General features: G+C 70.8%; 16 protein-coding genes and 2 pseudogenes. 8 read left to right on the top strand and 10 right to left on the bottom strand.

Going from position 1 to position 19,265, the window contains the following annotated elements; all coding sequences use genetic code 11:
* Positions 1 to 8: 8 nt before the first annotated feature.
* From ACIPSA_RS16470 to ACIPSA_RS16460, 3 genes are read right to left on the bottom strand one after another with little or no spacing between them, the layout of a single operon-like run.
* Positions 9 to 1,232, bottom strand: a complete 1,224-nt coding sequence (locus ACIPSA_RS16470) for a hypothetical protein (RefSeq protein WP_402634679.1) — start codon at positions 1,230 to 1,232, stop codon at positions 9 to 11.
* A complete protein-coding gene (locus tag ACIPSA_RS16465; protein WP_402634676.1) occupies positions 1,229 to 2,461 on the bottom strand; it encodes a hypothetical protein in 1,233 nt (410 codons plus the stop codon). The genes ACIPSA_RS16470 and ACIPSA_RS16465 overlap by 4 nt, the downstream gene beginning before the upstream one ends.
* Positions 2,454 to 3,560: a DUF1972 domain-containing protein gene (locus ACIPSA_RS16460; protein ID WP_402634673.1), complete on the bottom strand. Its 1,107-nt coding sequence runs from the start codon at positions 3,558 to 3,560 to the stop codon at positions 2,454 to 2,456. Before ACIPSA_RS16460 ends, ACIPSA_RS16465 begins: the two co-directional genes overlap by 8 nt.
* Positions 3,561 to 3,817: 257 nt before the next feature.
* Here ACIPSA_RS16460 and ACIPSA_RS16455 point away from each other — a divergent pair, with 257 nt between their 5' ends.
* Both ACIPSA_RS16455 and ACIPSA_RS16450 read left to right on the top strand, forming a co-directional pair.
* A complete protein-coding gene (locus ACIPSA_RS16455) occupies positions 3,818 to 5,311 on the top strand; it encodes a sugar transferase (protein WP_402634670.1) in 1,494 nt (497 codons plus the stop codon).
* Between the two features lie 34 nt (positions 5,312 to 5,345).
* Complete coding sequence (locus ACIPSA_RS16450; protein ID WP_402634667.1) at positions 5,346 to 5,570, top strand: cold-shock protein; 225 nt, start codon at positions 5,346 to 5,348, stop codon at positions 5,568 to 5,570.
* A 55-nt stretch (positions 5,571 to 5,625) separates the two neighbouring features.
* Here ACIPSA_RS16450 and ACIPSA_RS16445 read toward each other — a convergent pair whose 3' ends face one another.
* From ACIPSA_RS16445 to ACIPSA_RS16435, 3 genes are read right to left on the bottom strand one after another with little or no spacing between them, the layout of a single operon-like run.
* Positions 5,626 to 6,564 carry a hypothetical protein gene (locus ACIPSA_RS16445; RefSeq protein ID WP_402634664.1) on the bottom strand — a complete coding sequence of 313 codons (939 nt, stop codon included), beginning with the start codon at positions 6,562 to 6,564 and terminating at the stop codon, positions 5,626 to 5,628.
* Entirely contained in the window at positions 6,561 to 6,908 is a 348-nt protein-coding gene (locus ACIPSA_RS16440) for a PadR family transcriptional regulator (protein WP_402634662.1), read from the bottom strand. Before ACIPSA_RS16440 ends, ACIPSA_RS16445 begins: the two co-directional genes overlap by 4 nt.
* 18 nt (positions 6,909 to 6,926) lie before the next feature.
* Positions 6,927 to 7,592 carry a hypothetical protein gene (locus tag ACIPSA_RS16435; RefSeq protein ID WP_402634659.1) on the bottom strand — a complete coding sequence of 222 codons (666 nt, stop codon included), beginning with the start codon at positions 7,590 to 7,592 and terminating at the stop codon, positions 6,927 to 6,929.
* 177 nt (positions 7,593 to 7,769) lie between these two features.
* Between ACIPSA_RS16435 and ACIPSA_RS16430 the strand changes: the two genes are divergently transcribed.
* A complete protein-coding gene (locus ACIPSA_RS16430; protein WP_402634656.1) occupies positions 7,770 to 8,702 on the top strand; it encodes a slipin family protein in 933 nt (310 codons plus the stop codon).
* Positions 8,703 to 8,801: 99 nt separating this feature from the next.
* Here the strand turns inward: ACIPSA_RS16430 and ACIPSA_RS16425 are convergent.
* Positions 8,802 to 9,650, bottom strand: a pseudogene (locus ACIPSA_RS16425) (IS200/IS605 family accessory protein TnpB-related protein); the annotation flags it as partial.
* Positions 9,651 to 9,880: 230 nt separating this feature from the next.
* On the opposite strand from ACIPSA_RS16425, the pseudogene ACIPSA_RS16420 reads away from it, so the two are divergent.
* The 3 genes and pseudogenes from ACIPSA_RS16420 to ACIPSA_RS16410 all read left to right on the top strand — a co-directional run.
* Positions 9,881 to 10,198, top strand: a pseudogene (locus tag ACIPSA_RS16420) (winged helix-turn-helix domain-containing protein); the annotation flags it as partial.
* Positions 10,199 to 10,216: 18 nt separating this feature from the next.
* Positions 10,217 to 10,723: a glutathione peroxidase gene (locus ACIPSA_RS16415; RefSeq protein ID WP_402634653.1), complete on the top strand. Its 507-nt coding sequence runs from the start codon at positions 10,217 to 10,219 to the stop codon at positions 10,721 to 10,723.
* 90 nt (positions 10,724 to 10,813) lie between these two features.
* The gene (locus tag ACIPSA_RS16410; protein ID WP_402634650.1) at positions 10,814 to 11,689 is read left to right on the top strand and encodes a MerR family transcriptional regulator; all 876 of its coding nucleotides are present in this window, start codon (positions 10,814 to 10,816) and stop codon (positions 11,687 to 11,689) included.
* 298 nt (positions 11,690 to 11,987) lie between these two features.
* On the opposite strand, the gene ACIPSA_RS16405 is transcribed toward ACIPSA_RS16410, so the two are convergent.
* From ACIPSA_RS16405 to ACIPSA_RS16395, 3 genes are all read right to left on the bottom strand, one after another.
* On the bottom strand, positions 11,988 to 12,179 hold the full coding sequence (locus tag ACIPSA_RS16405) for a DUF397 domain-containing protein (RefSeq protein ID WP_402634647.1): 192 nt from the start codon (positions 12,177 to 12,179) through the stop codon (positions 11,988 to 11,990).
* 188 nt (positions 12,180 to 12,367) lie between these two features.
* Positions 12,368 to 13,225 (bottom strand): helix-turn-helix domain-containing protein, encoded by an 858-nt coding sequence (locus ACIPSA_RS16400; protein WP_402634645.1) that lies wholly within the window; start codon positions 13,223 to 13,225, stop codon positions 12,368 to 12,370.
* Positions 13,226 to 13,489: 264 nt separating this feature from the next.
* Positions 13,490 to 14,245: a GPP34 family phosphoprotein gene (locus tag ACIPSA_RS16395; protein WP_402634642.1), complete on the bottom strand. Its 756-nt coding sequence runs from the start codon at positions 14,243 to 14,245 to the stop codon at positions 13,490 to 13,492.
* 226 nt (positions 14,246 to 14,471) lie between these two features.
* Here ACIPSA_RS16395 and ACIPSA_RS16390 point away from each other — a divergent pair, with 226 nt between their 5' ends.
* Positions 14,472 to 17,069 (top strand): D-alanyl-D-alanine carboxypeptidase, encoded by a 2,598-nt coding sequence (locus tag ACIPSA_RS16390; RefSeq protein ID WP_402634639.1) that lies wholly within the window; start codon positions 14,472 to 14,474, stop codon positions 17,067 to 17,069.
* 193 nt (positions 17,070 to 17,262) lie between these two features.
* A complete protein-coding gene (locus ACIPSA_RS16385; protein ID WP_402634636.1) occupies positions 17,263 to 19,203 on the top strand; it encodes an MFS transporter in 1,941 nt (646 codons plus the stop codon).
* Positions 19,204 to 19,265: the final 62 nt, after the last annotated feature.

Below are 19,265 nucleotides of genomic sequence, written 5' to 3'. Positions count from 1 at the left end.
AGCGACCGTCATCGGATCACCACCGAAGCCACGACGAGTCCCGGCAGTGAGGTGAGCAGGGGCGGCATCCACGTTCGAGTCGACCGGAGAAATGTCGGTCTGACCCGTCTTGAGAAGGCCAGGAACGACACGTACTCCATGACGCACGTGGCGAACATGACGAGCCGGAGATCCACCAGTGCGCCGAGTGCCGCGCCGGTGAACGCGACGAGGGCCAGGAGCACGCTGTCCAGCAGCGCCGCCACGGAACCCGAACGCGAATAGACCCAGGCCGAGGTCACGCAGTGGGACATGATCAGCGGCGTGGAGGCCGCGACGACCAGGGCCAGGTCCCACAGTTGCGGGTAGCCGCCCAACAGTGACCCGGTGCGCAGCCCGAGGGTGACGAGCACGGCGAGGAGACCTGCCGAGCCGGAGACCACCGAGATCTGCAGGATCGACTGCCGCATGAGCGGCACTGGATCCGCCGTCGTGGCCAGGTCGACGGCAAGGCGCTGAACGAGTGCTCCGCGCATCGCGACGATCAGCTCGAACAGCTTGAAGGCGACGGCGAAGGAGGCGATGCGAACCGCGAGTACCCCGATCGGACCGAGCACCGCGATGCTGGACCGGAGGTAGACGACGCCGACAACGGCCATCAGGCCGAACGCCCAGGCATCCTGCCAGCGCAGACGCTCGGTACTTGCCCGGGCATCCGGTCGCGCGTCCCATGCCGAGACGACGAGAACCGTGAGTGCCACGAGGTTGCCGAGCACCGAGGCCCAGAGCATCGCCGCCACACCGTGGGGGGCTGCCAGGACGAGGCCGGCCATCGTGATCAGCCCGTTGACCAACGTGGCGATCGCCGTTGCCGTGGACCGCCGGCCCGCGATGTTGAGTGCCTCGACGTCGCCCAGGGCGAGCCGGCTCGCCACGAGCCCGGCCGCCCCGGTCAGGTCGGGTACGGCCCGGGCCAGGACGAGCAGCAGCGCGGCCAGCAGGGCATAGACCGGCGCTCGTACCCGCACGATCTGTGCCATCGCGTCCGACCCCCTGGGGCGGACTGCGAACTTCATCAGGACCACCCGGCTCAGGCCCATGTCCAGTACGACCACTGCGATCCCCGCGTAGGCGCTCGCGAGCGCGAAGCGGCCCATCTCGGCAGGGTCGGCCCGCAGGGCGGCCACGAAGAACGCGGCTCCCGACATCACCAGGTAACCGACTCGGGCGCTCCCCAGGCCGATCCCTCTCATCGGCCATCTCCCGCCGCGCCGATCCTGCGCAGCCAAGGCGTCAGGAGCCCGAAGGCGGCCAGGAGGGCGACGAACTGCGGGGAGAAGAGGTACATGCCGTACGCGGACATGGCCAGGCCGAACACGAACCAGTTCGCCACGAAGAAGTTCAAGCGGCCGAGCCGGTCGTACACGACGACCCCGAGTCCACCGAACAGGGCACACGCCCAGAGGCCGAAATCCAGGTAGACGGCCGAGGTCACGGGCAGCGCGGTACTGCCCACGACCGAGCGGTCGAGGCCGAACACCGACTCGGTCAGGAAGATCTCCGGGTCCTCGACGTACGGGGTGCCGGGAGCGATCGAGGCAAGGTGGAGTTCGGCGGCGCCCACGTACCCGTGCCGGGGCCGGGCGCGCATGGCGACGAGTCGAGTGGTGACCGCCGCCCCGTTCCGGGCCGAGATGTAGGTGCCGGGACCGATGATCCGGATGAGGTTCTCGCTCAGGCGGGGGTCCGAGAGCGTGCGCTGAGCGAGGACAGCGGTCCCGTCCGCGTGAGTCGCCCTGAGCGAGTAGACGCCGGGCAGCACCACGAACGCGATGACGGCGGCCGCCAGTCCTGCCCACGTGGCGCCCTTCGGGGAAAGTCGCCACGCGCCCGACCGCATGCGAGCCGTTGCGAACATCAACACCATGGCCAGCAGGAGGAGGCGGGATCCGCTGAGGGCCACCAGGACGAGCTCGGTCGCGATCAGGAGACGAGTCGCCGCGGGAAGCCTGCCCGACGGGATGCCCGACATGGCCACCGAGGCAGCCAGGCAGGCCGCCGCCGTCAAGGACAGCAGAGGCGACACGGAGCCGACCGTCTCGGATCTGGAGTGTGCGAGCAGAGGGGCTCCGTACTGTGCGTACCTGAGCACCATGAGAGCCGAGCCGGCCAGGCCGACCGCGACAGCCGCGCGGAGATGAGGCCCCCGCAGGCGTTCGGGGAACGCCTCGCGGCGCGAAGTCCGCCGTTCCGGAACCACGAGGTTGACCAGGGACGCGGCCGCGGCCGCTGCCACCGCGCCGTACCAGCTCTCCGGCGAGGGATCTCGCACGCCCAGGTACGACAGCGATCCCTGCTGCCCGAGCCAGGTCATGAAGAGCGCGAACCCGACCCCCGCGACGAGGCGGCGTCGACGGCGCAGCATCCATTCGTGCACCAGAAGACCTGCGATCAGCAGGCAGCAGACGTCCAAGCTATCCATTGCCGTCCATCACCGCGAGCTCCAGCAGCATCCGCTCATAACCGTCGGTCACGTCCTCCCAGCGGTAGGCCACCGATGCGTGGACCTGGCCGGCCTTGCCGCGGAGCAGCGCCCCCTCCACGTCGGCGTCGTCCGCCCGGACGGCGCCGGCCGCTTCCTTGGGCGTACGGAAGAACCGGGCGTGGCCCGCGGTGACTTCGCGGTTGAAGTTCACGTCGAAGGCCGAGACCGGGGCGGCGCAGCCGAGCGCGCGCAGCAGCGACGGGTTGGTGCCGCCGACCGAGTGGCCGTGCAGGTAGCTGCGGCAGTTGCCGTAGAGCTGGTTCAGGAGCCGCTGGTCCCACACCGCGCCGATGAACCGGGTGTCCGACCGGCCGGCGAGCCGCTTCACACGGTCGATGTACTGGTCGCCGTACGGCGTGCCGCCCACCACGACGAGCGGGATCTCCGAGCCGGACAGGGCGTAGCCCTCCACGATCATGTGGACGTGGTTCTCGGGCTCCATGCGGGACACGACCAGGTGGTACTCACTTGTCCCGAGGCCGTACCGCTTCAGCAGGTCCGACTCGGGGTGGAGGATCGGGGCACCGTACGCGATGACGTAGGAGTGCCGACGGTAGGTGTCCCACAGATGGTCGGCGATGCCCTGGGCGTCGGCGATCAGCGCCAGGCCCTCGGTGGCGGCCTTCCTCTCGGCCCACTTGTAGTACGCGGCGCCCGCGCCGGCCCACTTCTGGCGCTTCCACTCGATACCGTCCATGTGAACGGCGGTCGGGATGCCCCGCTTTCGCATCCGGGCGAGGAACGGCGCGTTGGCCGCGTTGAACACCACGGCGACATCCGGGCGGTTCTGCGGCCTGGTCGCGTGGCGTGCCGACAGCGCGCTGTGGCTCAGTGTCTCCAGCGACCGTCTGCGCAGCGCGGGCAGGTTCACGAGCCGCATGCCGAGGTGTTCGGTCATCGTCTGGCCCTCGTTGCGGCAGTAGACGGTCACTCGGTGACCGCGCGCGACGAGGCGCCTGCCGACCTCCTCGACCGCGGTCTCGAAACCGCCGTACCGCGCCGGAACGCCTCGCGTCCCGATCATGGCGATGTGCATGCGGTTTCCCGTACCTCGCTCTTTCGTCCACACAAGGGGACTTGTGCCAGCTATGCCAGCTTTGGCCGATATGCGGCGTTTGACGTTCTCACCAACGCGACCTCTGCCACAACCCGGCACGCCCGGCGTCCGCACATGTTCGAGGCGGGGAGTTCTGCTCATCGGGTGAGAGTTGTCCGCGGCCCGCGTCGCGCCCCGCCCTTCATCGGACAGCCATACACACTCGACAAGTCCTTTTCGACGCACTTGGAGTCTAAATGTGGCTGTTCGAGGACACGATGCCCCACGTACCGGTGGCAAGACCTGCGCAGACACAGGTCGTCCGGGAGCAGCCGCCGACCGGGCGCCGCACCGGCAAGCCCGCCTGGTACGCGCCCGCCGCCGTCATCGGAGACATGGCCGGCGCCGCCGTGCCGGTACTCCTGGCCTTCGCACCGGTCGACGGCGCGAACGCCCTGGTGTACGCGATGGTGGCGGCCGTGGCATGGCTGCTCGTGCGCGCCTCGCGCAAGCGCTACGCCGAAAGCCGTCTCGGTGAGTGCGACAGCACCGGTCCCGCGCTGCAGGACTGGCTGGTACTGGTCGGCCTGCTCGCGGTGGTGCGGGCCGCGACCGGCGAGGAGTCCCCGTTCCTCGTCGCACTCACCGCACTGGTGCCCTGCGCGCCGACGAGCGCCGTCGTGCACAAGCTGATCCACCGTCATCTGCTCGCCCGGCGCCGCGACGGCCGGGCCGTCCGCCGGGCCCTGGTGATCGGGGAGGCGGACGCTGTCGACGCTCTGGTGAGCCACCTCGCGAAGCGGACCGACCACGAACTCGTCGTCGTCGGGGTGTGCCCGGTCGGCGACGAGGACCCGCACGCACTGGCCCCGGTCGCCGCCCGCCTCGGCAGGCAGGCACCGTCGCGCCCGTCGGCCGACTCAGCCCCGGTGCTGGAGGCGGCCCGGCGGCTCGACGTGGACGTGGTGGTCGTCGTGCCGGGAGCGCACGTGACCGGAACGCGCCTGCGGCGGCTGTCCTGGGCCCTGCACGGCGAGGAGCGCCCACTCGTGGTCGTACCGGGCCTGACCGAGGTTGCCGGGCGCCGGGTGGGCGTCCACTCCGTGGCCGGACTCACCATGCTGAACGTGGCCCCGCCCCTGCGGCGTGGCCTCGCGATGCTGCTCAAGTCGGTGACGGACCGGCTGGGCGCGGCGCTGCTGATCGTGCTGCTCGCCCCGGTGTTCGCGGCGGTGGCCCTCGCCGTACGACTGGACTCCCAGGGCCCGGTCGTGCACCGGCAGACGCGTATCGGCCGCTACGGGAAACCGTTCACCATGGCCAAGTTCCGCAGCATGGTCATCGACGCGGAGCGGCTGAGGCACCAGCTGACCGGGACCAACGAGCAGGACGGCCGACTGTTCAAGATCCGCCGTGATCCGCGGATCACCCGCGTCGGCCGGGTGCTGCGCCGCTCCTCCCTGGACGAACTGCCCCAGCTGTTCAACGTGGTGCAGGGGCACATGTCCCTGGTCGGTCCTCGACCGCCGCTGCCCGACGAGGTCGCCGGGTACGACGAGGTGGAGCTGCGCAGGCTGGCCGTCAAGCCGGGGCTCACCGGCCTGTGGCAGGTCAGCGGCCGCTCGGACCTCTCCTGGGACGAGACGGTCGCACTGGACCTCAGGTACGTGGACAACTGGTCCCCGGCCGGCGACCTCGCCGTTCTCGTTCACACGGTGCGCGCCGTCGTGGCGGGCACCGGCGCCTACTGAGCTCCCGCCACCCCCGACCCGTAAGGTTCCGCCCATGGTGACTGCGACTGTCCGCGAGTGGCGCGACGAGGAAGGGTGGGGCGTGCTCGACTCCCCCGAGACCCCCGGCGGCTGCTTCGGCCACTACTCCGACATCCAGATGACCGGCTTCCGCACCCTGTCGCCCGGACAGCGGGTGGACCTCACGTGGGAGGCCCCCGGCTTCAAACAGGACGGCTACGAATACCGCGCGTTGAGCATCGTGCCCCGGTCCGCCTGACACCTCTTCCTGTCTTCCTGTCGGCGCGTCAGGCTCCGGCTCGGCCGACTCCGGCTCAGCCGGTCGCGGCGGCCCGTCGTCGGTCGCGGACGGCGCGGACGGCGTATCCGGCCAGGGCCAGCACGCCGGTCAGGAACACCACCTCGGCCAGCAGGCCCCCGGCGGCGTAGGGGAACTCCCCCAGCCATCCGACCGGGACGAACGCGAGCACCGACCCGCCGATCAGCAGGGCCGCCAGGAGGGGGCCGAAGCGGGCGCGGGCCATCGCCAGGGCGGCTGGCAGCGCGAGGACCAGCGGGGTGAGGAAGAGGAACAGTCGCAGCGGGTCGGCGCGCGCGTCCGTCGTGGTGTGCGGCCCGGAGACGGCCTGGAAAACCGTGACCGACCCCACCAGCAGCGGAACCCCCAGGGCCAGGGCGATCAGCGCCATGGTCCGCCGGGCGGCGCCGGTGGCGGGCGGCAGGTCGGGCGGGGCGGCGAGCACGAGGAGAGCGGCCAGGGCCAGTCCGACGAGTGTCGCCCGGTTCTGTGCGAGCCCCTCCGCTCCGTCCGTCCAGCGCACCAGCGGCAGGGACATGACAGCCCCGAGCAGTGCGGCCCCGGCGGCTGTCCGGGCGGCCGTCCAGCGGCCCGCGAGCGCGCAGCCGAGGACGACGAGCCAGGGGGCGTAGGCGAGCGGGGTGTAGGCGCGCTCACCGTCCCAGGGCAGCGCGGGAATCCACCGGACGACGAGCAGGGTCAGGGAGAGGGCCGCGGCGACCGGCACGACCACGGGCAGCAGCCTCGCCAGCAGGCGGCCGCCGGGGCGGGCGGAGTCCAGGCCGGTGCGCAGGCGCAGGGCGTGACCGAGGACGGCGGCCTGCTCCAGGGCGCCGGCCCGCCGCCCCTCGTCGGCCGTGACGCGGGCGATGAAGTCGCTGATCTCGGCTGCGTACACACGACGGTGGGCCGCCGGGTACACACGGGTGGTCCAGTGCGGCGGGGGCGTGCTCATGCGGTGGCTCCGTCCGGTCGGGCGACATGGACACCCAGGCGGCGCACCGCCTCGTCGGCGGTGGCGCGCAGCCGCTCGGCCTCGGCGGCGAGCCGGACGGAACCGGCGTCGGTGAGGGCGTAGGTACGGCGCAGCCGGCTGTCGACGATCTCCTCGCGCTCGACGCGGACGAGGCCTTCCTTGAGCAGGCGGTCCAGCGCGCCGTACAGGGTGCCGGCCCGCAGGCGGACCCGGCCCCCGGAGATCTTCTCGATCTCCTGCATCAGGGCGTAGCCGTGGCGGGGGGCATCGGCGAGCGCGGTCAGGAGCAGGAGCGTCGGCTCCCGCAGCGGTTGCTCGGTCATGGGGCGAGCATATACCGGCTACCGATATATGCCGCCACCCTCTGCCGGACCGCCGTCTTTTGCCGGACCGCCACCCTCCGTAGGTCCGTCGGCCCGTTCGGACTCCGGGGACAGCAGGAGGGCGACCCCCGCCGGGGCGCCTGCCAGCCAGAACAGGACGTTGAGGGTGTCGTACCCGAGGGCCGCCGTCGCCGCGAAGCCGGCGATGGAGAAGGTGAGCACCACGGCGGCGGTGCGCCGGAGGGGGCCGCCCGTCGTCCAGGCCCGGCGCAGCATGCCCCTCGGGGACCACTGCTGGACCATTCCGAAACCCACGACGAGCATCATGGCCACCACGAACGGCAGGGAGATGCCGCCCGGCCTGCCCTGGAGAATCCCCGCCGTGCCGTGGTGCGCCATGTGTACGACGCCCGCGATCAGGGTCGGCGGGCCGGACAGGGCGAAGGCCCCGCCCATGACGCGGAGCATTCGCCGACGGGAACGCGGGCTCGGTTCCCGCCTCCGGCGCGGGCGGTGCCTCTGCTCGGCCGCCATGGCCGCGAGGCGGCCGGCGGCGCCCCGGAAGTCGGTCGTCAGGGTCAGGCCCATCGCCGTGGCACCCACGCCCCAGGCCACGAGGAAGAGTCCGGTGGATCCGCCGGACTCGGCGGTTCTCTCCGCCACCAACACGTGCAACTCGCTCATCCCTGGCCCCCCTTGTGCTACGGCAGCGCAGTGTGCGGCGACCGGAGCCGTTCGCGCCAGACACAGCCGCGGCCTCGGAATTTTTCTTTACGCACTCCTAACACGCTCCACCGCATCCGCCCGGCCCCGGCCGGTGTCCTCACCGGTGTCTCAGTCACGTCGGAGAATGGGAGTGCCATGGAGGGCACCGTCGTAGCAGTCGTGCTGGTGGTCGGGCTGGCCCTGCTCGTGCTGCGCAGTGGGATGCGAGTGGTCAACCAGGTCGAGCGCGGGGTGGTGTTCCGCTTGGGCAAGGCGCTGCCGTCGTACCGGCAGCCGGGCATCACTTTCCTGATCCCGTTCGTCGATCGGATGCGGAAGGTGAACACGCAGGTGGCCACCATGCCGGTGCCCACCCAGGAGGGCATCACCAAGGACAACGTGTCCGTCAAGGTCGACGCCGTCGTCTACTTCCGGGTGACCGACCCCGTGCGGGCCGCCATCGAGGTGCAGGACTACGTGTTCGCCATCGGGCAGGTCGCCCAGTCCTCCCTGCGGTCCATCATCGGCAAGAGCGACCTCGACGACCTGCTCACCGACCGGGAGCGGCTGCACGAGGGGCTGGCGCTGATGATCGACAGCCCGGCCGCCGGGTGGGGCATCCACATCGACCGCGTCGAGATCAAGGACGTACAGCTGCCGGAGTCGCTGAAGCGGTCCATGTCCCGGCAGGCGGAGGCGGAGCGCGAGCGGCGGGCCCGGGTCATCACCGCGGACGGCGAGTTCCAGGCCGCGCAGCAGCTCGCCAACGCGTCCCGGATCATGTCGGACAGCCCCGAGGCGATGCAGCTGCGCCTGCTCCAGACGGTAGTGGAGGTCGCCGCCGAGAAGAACTCCACACTCGTGATGCCGTTCCCGGTGGAGCTGCTGCGGTACTTCGACCGGGCGACCAAGCGGCTCGACCAGGAGATCGAGGGCAACGAGTCCGGCAGGAGCGCGCCGGACGCCGACGCGCTCAAGGCCGGCATCGAGCAGATAGCGGCCGTCGCCGACAAGTTCGGTCCGGCCGCCGAGCTCACCGCCCCGAAGGAACCGGCACCGGAGCCGTCCGCTCCCGTCGAGCAGCCGTAGCCAGCGTCAGCGTCACGGCGAGTGACGCGAGCGCCATGAGCGTCATCGCGCGCGGGCGAGGTGAGCTGGGTGGGACCGGTACGCGCTGATCTACCGTTCCTAGGGACTGAGTGGGAGTGAGTCCTGGTGCCAGGACTGCTGCTCAGCCGTGTGCCCCGAGCGGTGTTGGGCACGCTGGTCGCCCGCGTTCGCTCCGCGTCCGGGCGGCACGCATCTCGTGCGTGGTCCGGGAATGCGGGGGCGGGGTCCCTCACGCCCCGGGGTACCTGGTCCGGCCTGGACGGTCCGATGCCCGTACCCATCGCTCTGGTGGATACGGGGTGGTGCCGCCCGACGCCGGATCGGGTGCCCGAGGGCGCGTCGTCCGATCGCCACGGCCGCAGCGTCGTGGCGGGTCGTCTCACGGGTCGTGGTGGTGAGGGGCTGCTGCCAGTGCTGAGCGCCCCACCGGGAGGTGTAGGCCGGGTCGACCGTGACGAGCGCGATGCCCTGCTCCGCGGCCATCGCCGTCAGCCGGGCCTTGAGGCGGGCGGTGGGGAAGCGGGAGACCAGCCGGCGGAAACGCTTGCTGCGCCCGAAGTGTTCGCGTGTCCTGCCGTCGGTGAAGTCGAGGTCCTCGATCGCGATGGCCGCGGCCCCGCACCGGCGGGTGTGGTGCAGCAGCCGGGTCAGGGCGTGGCGGATCTGGGCGTCGCGGTGCGTCGTGGTGCCGGACAGGTCGTAGAAGAAGCCGCGGGGCTCGCCGAGCGGGTTGCCGTGCGGGTCGAGCTGCCAGGCGGCCAGGTGGTCGTCGTTCATGTCCACCGCCACCACACCCCGGGCCAGGGCCGCCTCCAGCGGCAGCACCGGAATGGGGGCGCGCTGCCAGGAGGCGGTGACGTACCAGCGGCCGCGCAGCACGTCGTGGTGGATGCGGTAGGCCACGGCCCGGTCGGCGGTGACCCGGTGCGGGCACCACGAACGACTCCGCCACCTCCCGCAGCCCGCCCACCCCACACCCCCAACCGGCGCCAAAGATCCCGTCACGGCAACCAACCAGCCCCGCCCGCAAAGGTCACGCATTCGGAACACAAACTGCCGTTCGCCCCCGCGAAAAGCCCGCCCGCGCGGCTCCGGGCCGCCGACGGACGATAGTCACTCATGCTCGCTACAACACACTTGAGTGCGGTCGAGCGGCAGCAGTCCCCAACCCCTGCGCGGGCGTGCTCGCCGACGCCCACGGCAGGGCCGTGCCCGCGAGCCTGGGCGCCCTGCTCGGGGCGGCCCGGGCCGGGGTGCTGGTGCTGCTCGACTCCCCCATGAGCACGAGCCAGTTGACCGCGCTGACCGGGCAGGGACTCGGCTCGGTCGGCCGGCATCTGAAGGTGCTGCTGGACGCGGGGCTGGTGGAGCGGCGGCGGGCGGGCCGGTCGGTGCTGTACTCACGCACCGCGGCCGGCCAGGTGCTCGTCGAGGCCGGTGACCGCCGCCACTCCGATCACCTCCGGCACACTTAGCGGAGTTAGCATCCGTTTATGACGACTACTGACAACAACGGCTCCGTGCTGAACATCGAGATCGACGCCCTCCGGGGCGGTTCCGCGAACCTGCCGCAGTACGCGGGCAAGGCCGTGCTCATCGTGAACGTGGCCTCCAAGTGCGGTCTGACCCCGCAGTACACCGGTCTGGAGCGGCTGCAGGAGCGCTACGCCGAGCAGGGCTTCACCGTGCTGGGCGTGCCCTGCAACCAGTTCCTGGGGCAGGAGCCCGGCACCGCCGAGGAGATCGCCGAGTTCTGCTCCGCGACGTACGGCGTGTCCTTCCCGCTCACCGAGAAGGTCGAGGTCAACGGAGAGGACCGGCACCCGCTGTACGACCGCCTGGTCGGCTTCTCCGACGCCGAGGGGCACAGCGGGGACATCCGCTGGAACTTCGAGAAGTTCCTGATCGGGCGGGACGGCACGGTGGTCGCCCGCTTCTCCCCGCAGACGGAGCCGGAGGCGGCGGAGCTGGTGGCGGCGGTGGAGGCCCAGCTCGCCTAGGACACGCCCAGGACCTGTCGTCCTGACCGAGAGTTGACCTTGCCCCTGGGGCAGGGATGAGTGTCCTTGTCACCGGGCGGAAGGCGCCCGGTGACGGAGGATGTGGGCGTGGACGAGGAACTGCTCACCATCGGCGCGTTCGCGGCGCGGGCCCGGCTGTCGGCCAAGGCCCTGCGGTTGTACGACCGCCTCGGACTGCTGGCCCCGGCGCATGTCGACGAGGCCAGCGGTTACCGCTACTACCGGGCCGGCCAGGTGGAGCGTGCCCGGCTGGTGGCCCTGCTGCGGCAGCTGGACATGCCGCTCGCGCGGATCGCCGAGGTGGTCGACGCGGGCGAGGCGGACGGCGCCGAGGCCGCGGACCGGATCGCCGCGTACTGGGCGGACGTCGAGGCGCGGGTGGCGGGGCAGCGGACGCTCGCCGAGTACCTCCGTGGACGGCTGTCCGGGAGGAGTGCGGAGATGTACGGGAAGTTCGTGGTCGAGACGGTGGACGTGCCCGAGCAGGTGGTGATCACCGAGAAGCGGCACACACTGGCCGACGAGCTGCCGGCGTGGATCGGGGCGTCGCTGGGGCGGCTGGAGTCGGCGGCGCGGGAGTGCGGGGGTGTCGCGGGGACCCCGTTCGTCGCGTACCACGCCGAGGTGTCCATGGAGAGCGACGGGCCCGCGGAGTCGTGCGTGCCGGTCGCGGACGAGCGGGCCGCCCGCGAGTGGGCGGCCCGGCACGGGCGGTCCTGGGACACCGAGGTGCGGGTGGAGCCGGCGCGACGGCTGGCGTTCACCCGGATCACCAAGGCGCAGGTGGCTCATCCGCAGATCCTGGCCGCCTTCGAGGCGGTGGAGCAGTGGATGGCCGGGGAGGGCCTGGAGATCGCGGGGCCCTGCCGGGAGGTGTACTTCGCCGACTGGGAGGCGTCGGGGGCGGAGGATCCGGTGTGCGATGTGGCGTTTCCCGTGAAGTGAGAACGGGCGGGGCGGCGGCTTCTACGGTGCGCTGCCCGACGGCTTCTACGGTGCGCTGTCCGACGGCCACCTACGGCGAGTGAGCCGTAGCGGCACGCTCGTGTCGAGAGGGCGAACGCGCGGAGGCCCGAAGGGCTGAGCACGATCGCCCTCTCGACACGAGCTTTGGCGCCCCGGAGGCGAACCGAGCCAAAAAATAAAGGGGCGAGCCCCCTCGGCTAGGACGGCGGGCTGGTCGAGAGGGCTCTGGGTTGGTGCTTGTGCAGTTGTGTTATTGGCGAGGGTCAGGGAGGCCCCCTTACGCCTTGACCGATGCGACGAAGGCGTTCCAGGCGTCGGCGGGGAAGGCCAGGGTCGGGCCCTCCGTGACCTTGGAGTCGCGCACGGCGAGCTCCACGGTCACGGCCGACCTGACCTCGACGCATGCCCCGTTCCCTGCGGAATAGGAGGACTTCGTCCACGTCTCCGTGGCGCCCTGAAGCAGTGCCATTTCCACTCCTGTAGCGAGTTGCTGTAGTGCGATTCACGCCAACCCTGACGATCGATTGGCGCGATCGACGCTACTCGGCAACATCCCTTCCTGGAGAGGCCGTTCACTCAACCGGGTGGCATATTCCAGTGGGCCTTCCGCTGGAGCGTTACACCGAGGTAAGATCCGGCGCTTCACGCGGATCCCGCTCAGCGGGCGTACTCTTTTGCCACACTTGCGATGAATTGCCGGGATTGCTCCACATTCAGGGACTGTGCCCGCAAGTGCTCGTACATCACCGCGTACTTCTGGACGTCGTGCGCCTTCTCCAGGTACAGGTCGCTGGTGACGCCCTCCAGGTACACCACACTGGAGTCGGCCGCGTCGGCGAACTCCAGGATCGCGTACTGGCCGTTCAGCCCGGGATGCGCGCCCACCTCGAACGGCAGCACCTGCACGGTGACATGGGGCAGCTGGGACATCTCGATGAGGTGCTCCAGCTGTTCGCGCATGACAAGTGCGCTGCCCACCACCCGGCGCAGCGCTGCCTCGTCCAGCACCACCCACAGCCGGAGCGGGTTGTTCTCGGCGGCGATACGTTCCTGTCGCCGCATCCGCACCTGGACACGCTTCTCGATGTCGGACGTCGAGGTCTCCGGCAACGCGCCCTGCACCAGGGCCTCCGCGTACGCCCGGGTCTGCAACAGTCCGGTGACGAGCTGGGGTTCGTACACCCGCAGGGACTCGGCGTCGGTCTCCAGGCCGATGTAGACGCTGTACGGAATGTCCCCGAACGCGTGCCACCACCCCTGCTGCCGCGAGTCACGGGCCATCTCCATCAACGAGTCGACGACCCGCTGGTCCTCGACCTCGTACACCCCGCACAGGTCCCGGACGTCACGCTGGCTGATGCTGCGCCGGCCGTTCTCCAGACGGCTGATCTTCGACTGCGACACCAGCAGTCGTTCCGCCACTTCCTCGGCCGTCATGCCCTTGAGCTCACGGAGCCTGCGCAGCTCCTGGCCCAGCCGGCGCCGTCTGACGGTGGGATTGACATTGGACGCCACGGGACGTGCACCTCCGGCTGCCTGCCTGTACCTGACACTTTGTGTATCTGCTGTTGAGCAGACTGCCACCAAGGTGCTTACTACCGCTGGGAAACGGTGGATATGCGGCGGGTACGCGTCAGTTCGGGCACAAGCAGCCGAGCGGGGCGGTGAGACACAGGGTCTCACCGCCCCGCTCGGACCAGCGGCTCCCGTACCGGGTCTGGGGACTGACGGCGCGGCTGTCGTGCGTTGCGTCGCCTTGCGATGCCGTGGGGCTGCGGCTCAGTGGACCACGGCACGCGCCATGGACCCACGGCGCGGCTGCATCGGAACACCACGAGCGGGTTCCGCTGCGGCCCTGACTCCCGGCCCGGCCTGGCGGCCGACGGGGGCAGGGTTGCGGCGCGGCTGGGCCACAGCGCCGTTCTGGACGTCCATCACGGCGTGCGCGACGAGTCCGCCCATGGGATCGTGCCTGATCAGATCCCGCAGCCGAGAACGAGAGGAGCGTCCCTCGTTACCCGGGTACAGGTGTTTGCCGAGGCCGACCGCGTGCGCCAGGGCGGCGAGCGCCGCGGTCCGCGGGTCCGGCGGTACGCCGGTGCGGATCGCGGAATCCAGCCGGGCACGGATCTCCCGGCTGATGGCGGTGTCCGTCGCCTGGTAACGAGTCGTCGGCAGCACTCCGCACATCTGCCCCGGCACGGCGGCAACCATGCCGCACCGCTCCAGATGCGAGAGGTAGGTCTGGCGAAGCCCAAGACGCGGCCCGCCGATCCAGTGGACGGCGCGTACCGGGGCGCCGCGCCTTCGCAGCAACTCCAACGCGCAGTCCAGAGTCGGATCTCCAGTCGGCCGTGGTGCCACCACGGCGATACGATCCCCGTCCGGGGCTATCCGTCCGGCCAGCGCCAGCTCCACTAGCTGTGCTCCGGCCAGACCCAGGTCGAGCGACTGCGGCTGCGCAGTGGTACCCGTAGCCGGGTCCAATGCCAGCAGCAGAAGCTCCTCCGGAAGTGTTCTGCGGCTCCTGCCCATCCATGCCTCCCCGCGTGGATGAATGACAGGGTGACCCCTCTCACATTGGTCTGTCGAGAGGGCGTGACCGGTTCGTGAGGGAACCGGCAGGTATGTCGTTCTCGTCTACCGGAGGGGTTAAGCCCGCACACAGGACACTGGTACATGGTTCGGACAGCGTCGGGGAGGCGCGGTCCGGGCGGCGGTTAGCGGGTTGTTCGGCGGACGCACGGAAGACGTGCGGCACATGGAGGAGGCATCGGTGGCGGGCGAGTCCCCCGACAGGTCGAAGCAGCGCGAGTCGTCGGCAGAACCGACGTCGGGGAGCGCGAGTCCGGTTCCCGAGGCCCGCGACCCGCGTCTCGCGGTGTCCCGCGGCAACGTGGACACCGCTACCCGGGTGCTCTCGGTACGGGACGCGGTGGCTGCCGCCGACTCCCGTACCGAGGACCCCGATACGGGCGACACGGACGACACGGCCGAACCGGACACGAAGAACGACAGCCGCCTGCGCGAGGCCGTGGCGGCGTGGGTCCGCTCGGGCGACTCCGCGACCGACGGCGAGGCGGAGACCGACGTCGAGGCGCAGGCCGACGCCGAGGCGGAGGCCAACGGCGAGGCGGAGGCCAACGGCGAGGCGGAGGCCAACGGCGAGGCACAGGCGGACGCCGACGAGGCGGCCGACCGGACGGACGACGACATCGACGAGGCTGCCACGCAGGCCGACTCCGAGGCCGACGCTGAGACGCAGATCGGCTCCGAGGCGGAGGGCGATGCCGACGGCGAGGCTGAGGACGAGCACGCGGTCGCGGCCGCCGGCAGCGCGGAGGACGAGCCCGAGGCCGAGCCCGACGGCGATGACACCGTTGCCGACGAGCCCGCTCCCAAGGCTGCCGACAGCGAAGCTGACGCCGAAACAGACGCGGAGCAGGACGCCGAGCCGGAAGCGGAGAAGGACGCGGAGCCGGACGCCGACGCGGACACGAGCGCGGCGCCCGAGGCAGCCCCGGCCCCCAAGACCACCACCCCCGACCCGCGAGCCGCCGACGCCGAGGACGCCCCACAGGGGCCACCCGCACCCGACGACGAGACCCGCACGGGCGGTGCGGGTGGGAACGACAAGGCCGAAGGCGAAGCCGAGGCCGACGCCGCCAAGCCCCCGCAGGGACCCCGTGCGGGTGGGAACGACAAGGCCGAAGGCGAAGCCGAGGCCGACGCTCCTGAATCCCCGAAGGGACCCGTCGACCAGCCCACCGCTGTCTTCAAGGCCCCCAAGCCCAAGCCCCAGGTCGACCAGCCGACCACCATGCTCAAGCTGGGCGGCGCGGCCAAGCCGAAGACCCCGGCAACCCCCGCTGCCCCCAAGACCCCCGCGACCCCCAAGGCCCCCGCCGCCCCCAAGACCCCCGCGGCCGACCCCGAGCGCACCAGCAAGTTCGTCGCCCTCAAGCCCCTCGACGACTCGTCGGCCCGCAAGCCGAAGGCACCCTCCGCGTCCTCCGCCGAGGCGACCGCCCTCGTCCCCCAGGTCGGCCCCGAGCGCACCACCCAGCAGCCGCTCCCGCCCAAGCCCCCGCTGGACCTGCTCGCCGAGCTGACGAACACGCCACCGCCGCCGGAGACCCCGGTCCGCACGATCGTCCGCCGGGTCAAGATCTGGACCCCGCTGGCCCTCCTGCTGGTGATCGTCTTTGCGGTCGCGCAGGCTCTGCGCCCCTTGCCCGCCCCCACTCTCGCGCTGACCGCCGACGAGTCGTACCAGTTCAAGGGAGACCAACTCTCCCTCCCCTGGCCTTCCGAGGGCCAAGGCTGGATGGACGTCAACGGCATCAGCACGATGGGCAGCTTCGGCAAGCAGACACCCATCGCCATCGGCTCCGTGGCCAAGACGATGACCGCGTACATCGTCCTGAAGGACCACCCTCTCAAGCCGGGCGAGGAGGGACCGAGCATCACCGTCGACCCCACCGCCGAGAAGGAGGGCGGCTACGACAAGGACGACGAGTCCACCCTCAACAACGTCAAGGCGGGCGACAAGCTCACGCTCAAGCAGGCCCTGTCGGCCGTCATGATCCCATCCGCGAACAACATCGCCCGTCTGCTGGCCCGTTGGGACGCGGGCGGCTCCGAGGCGGCGTTCGTCAAGAAGATGAATGCCACCGCCAAGGAGCTGGGGATGACCAACACGACGTACACCGACCCCTCCGGTCTCAAGGAGACAACCGTCTCCTCGGCCCAGGACCAGGTGAAGCTCGGCAACGAGGTCGTGAAGATCCCGGCCCTCGTGGCGATCACCAGCGCGGCCAGCTGGAACGATCCTCACGGACAGAACCACACCAACTACAACACCCTGCCCTACCTCATCGGCGCGATCGGCATCAAGACCGGCAGCACCACCAAGGCCGGCGGCAACCTGCTGTTCGCCTCCCGCAAGAAGATCGGCGACGAGACGGTCACCCTCGTCGGCGCGATCCTCGGCCAGCACAAGCCGAAGATCCTCGACACGGTCAACGCGGTCAGCAAGACGGCGCTGCTCGCCGCCCAGGACGCGCTGACGTCGGCGAAGATCGTGAAGAAGGGCGACGTGGTCGGGTACGTGGACGACGGCCTCGGCGGGCACACCCCCGTCGTCGTCACCAAGGACGTCACCGCCGTCGGCTGGGCCGGGCTCAAGGTGAAGCTGTCCTTCGCCCCGAATGACGTACCGCACACCGCGAAGGCCGGAACCAAGGTCGGCACCCTCACCGTCGGTGACGGCAAGAACGGCGCGGTACAGGTCCCGGTGGCTCTCAAGAAGGACCTCGCCGAGCCGGTCCTCACGAGCAAGCTGACCCGCCTCGGCTGACCCGCACACTATCCGTCACCGCACCCCGCTGACGGAGCCCCACCCGGGGGCCCCGCGGCGGGGTGCGTGCTAGCGTCGCGAATCGGGGCAGGTCGCCGGTCAAGGGACTCGGCCGCGAACTGGACGGGAAAAGGCCGGGAACACCGAGGAACGCGGCCGAGAACAGAAGACGGGACACGGGGAGTGCCTTCAGGTGGCCACAACGGAGCCGACACGCGCCGACAACGCAGATCCGGGCCCGGAGACCGGCCCGCGAATACGCCTGTCCGAAGCTGACACGGACGGTCACGGCGACCTGTCGTACGGCCATGACCAGGCCCGTGACCAGGCCCATGACCAGGGCCGGGACCAGGACCAACGCCGGAACCAGGGCCAGGACGAGGGCCGCACCGGCAGACGGGCCCGGCTGCTCACCCCCGTCGAGCCCCTTCGGCAGCGGCTGCTGCTGCACCCCGTGCTGTCCATGACCGCGCTCTCCGGTGTGCTGCACATCATCTGGTTCTTCACGTTCGCCAACAGCGGCGGCGACCTCGCGGCCCAGGACGCCTGGGCCGAGTTCGTCGGCCGGCACCCGGACTCGGCGTACAACCTCGCCTGGTACGGCGGTATGCACCCGGTGTCGTACAGCGTCGTGTCGCCGTATCTGATGTCCGTCCTCGGCGTCCGTACGACGATGATGATCGCGGGGACCGTGTCCGGGGGCCTGCTGACGATGGTCCTCATCCGCAGCAGGGTCGTGAAGAACCCGCTGTGGGCCGCGCTGGCCGGTGTCTTCGCGCTGATCTGCAACGCGATCTCGGGCCGGGTGACCTTCGGCCTCGGCACGGTGTTCGCGCTGGGCGCGGTCGCGGCGGTGTTCTGCTGGCCCTACCGCTGGCGGCACAAACGGTGGGCGAAGGCGCTGGTCGCGGCCCCGCTCGCGGCGCTCGCCACCATGGGTTCCCCCGTCGCGGGCCTCTTCGTGGGCCTGATCGCGGCGGCGCTGTTCCTGCAGAAGCGCCGTCCGGGCGCCTGGGCGCTGGGCCTCGCCCCGGCGGCGGTCGTCGCCGTCTCCGCCTGGCTGTTCCCCTTCTCCGGCACCCAGCCGATGACGATCGGCTCCGTCGTCCTTCCCCTGTCGTACGGGCTGCTGTGCCTCTTCCTCGTCCCCAAGGAGTGGACGACCGTCCGGCTGACCGCGGCGGTCTTCAGCCTCGGGGTGGTGCTGGTCTGGCTGGTCAGCTCGCAGATCGGGTCGAACATCTCGCGGTTGCCGATGCTGTTCGCGGGTGTGACGCTGATCGCGGCGCTGCCGTTCGCGGTGCCGCGCTCGCGCAAGTGGTACGTGATCGTGCTGGCGTTCCTCGGAAGCGTCGGCTGGGTCGGCTTCAAGGCGGTCGACGACATCATCCACACGACCCCGGCCGCGTCCTGGGCGCGCGAGCTCGCCCCGCTCGTCAACGAGCTGCAGGAGGTCGGCGCCGAGAAGGGCCGCGTCGAGGTGGTCCCGGCCCGCTCGCACCGCGAGGCCTCCGCGCTCGCGCCGTACGTCAACCTGGCCCGCGGCTGGAACCGGCAGGCCGACATGGAGCGCAACCCGCTCTTCTACGACGACACGCTCAACTCGGCGAACTACCACGAATGGCTCCAGCGCTGGGCCGTCCACTTCGTCGTCGTACCCAAGGACGACCCGGACGGGGACGGCGGCGAGCGTGAGCGGGCCCTCGTCCAGCGCGGGATGCCGTATCTGAAGCAGGTCTGGGGCGACGCGAACTGGCAGCTGTTCAAGGTGACCGACCCGGCGCCGCTCGCCGAGCCCAACGCGGTGGTCGACCGCGCCGATCAGGGCGAGCTGACGATCGAGGTCCGCAGGGCCGGCCACGTCCTCATCCGCATCCCGTACTCGCCGTGGCTGAGCATCGTCGACGCCCAGGGCAAGAGCCTCAAGCCGCCCCAGGAGACGCGGGCCTCCAAGCACCGCGACGAGGGCACGCCGAAGACGTACGACAACGTCAACGGCTGCCTGATGGAGACGCCGGAGGACGCGAAGGGGGACAAGTGGACGATGTTGCTGGCGCCCAAGGCCGGTACGTACCACTTGGCCGCGCCCTACCAGCTGCCGCGAGGCACTCCGTGTCCGGACGAGCTCAAGTGACCGTCGGCCGGTGCGAGCCTGCTGGGGGCTGCCGCCCCCAGACCCCCGCTTCGGCCTGAACG

The sequence above is a fragment of the Streptomyces sp. NPDC086549 genome (assembly GCF_044746205.1).
In the GTDB taxonomy this organism is placed as follows: Bacteria; Actinomycetota; Actinomycetes; order Streptomycetales; family Streptomycetaceae; genus Streptomyces.
Note: the sequence above shows the minus strand (reverse complement) of the source record. Positions and strands in the feature narration are given on the sequence as shown.

What these genes read in the sequence shown, in the direction of transcription:
- ACIPSA_RS16470 (WP_402634679.1), bottom strand. Translation starts at nt 1,232, where the DNA reads ATGAGAGGGATCGGCCTGGGGAGCGCCCGAGTCGGTTACCTGGTGATG.
- ACIPSA_RS16465 (WP_402634676.1), bottom strand. Translation starts at nt 2,461, where the DNA reads ATGGATAGCTTGGACGTCTGCTGCCTGCTGATCGCAGGTCTTCTGGTG.
- ACIPSA_RS16460 (WP_402634673.1), bottom strand. Translation starts at nt 3,560, where the DNA reads ATGCACATCGCCATGATCGGGACGCGAGGCGTTCCGGCGCGGTACGGC.
- ACIPSA_RS16455 (WP_402634670.1), top strand. Translation starts at nt 3,818, where the DNA reads ATGTGGCTGTTCGAGGACACGATGCCCCACGTACCGGTGGCAAGACCT.
- ACIPSA_RS16450 (WP_402634667.1), top strand. Translation starts at nt 5,346, where the DNA reads ATGGTGACTGCGACTGTCCGCGAGTGGCGCGACGAGGAAGGGTGGGGC.
- ACIPSA_RS16445 (WP_402634664.1), bottom strand. Translation starts at nt 6,564, where the DNA reads ATGAGCACGCCCCCGCCGCACTGGACCACCCGTGTGTACCCGGCGGCC.
- ACIPSA_RS16440 (WP_402634662.1), bottom strand. Translation starts at nt 6,908, where the DNA reads ATGACCGAGCAACCGCTGCGGGAGCCGACGCTCCTGCTCCTGACCGCG.
- ACIPSA_RS16435 (WP_402634659.1), bottom strand. Translation starts at nt 7,592, where the DNA reads ATGAGCGAGTTGCACGTGTTGGTGGCGGAGAGAACCGCCGAGTCCGGC.
- ACIPSA_RS16430 (WP_402634656.1), top strand. Translation starts at nt 7,770, where the DNA reads ATGGAGGGCACCGTCGTAGCAGTCGTGCTGGTGGTCGGGCTGGCCCTG.
- ACIPSA_RS16415 (WP_402634653.1), top strand. Translation starts at nt 10,217, where the DNA reads ATGACGACTACTGACAACAACGGCTCCGTGCTGAACATCGAGATCGAC.
- ACIPSA_RS16405 (WP_402634647.1), bottom strand. Translation starts at nt 12,179, where the DNA reads ATGGCACTGCTTCAGGGCGCCACGGAGACGTGGACGAAGTCCTCCTAT.
- ACIPSA_RS16395 (WP_402634642.1), bottom strand. Translation starts at nt 14,245, where the DNA reads ATGGGCAGGAGCCGCAGAACACTTCCGGAGGAGCTTCTGCTGCTGGCA.
- ACIPSA_RS16390 (WP_402634639.1), top strand. Translation starts at nt 14,472, where the DNA reads ATGGAGGAGGCATCGGTGGCGGGCGAGTCCCCCGACAGGTCGAAGCAG.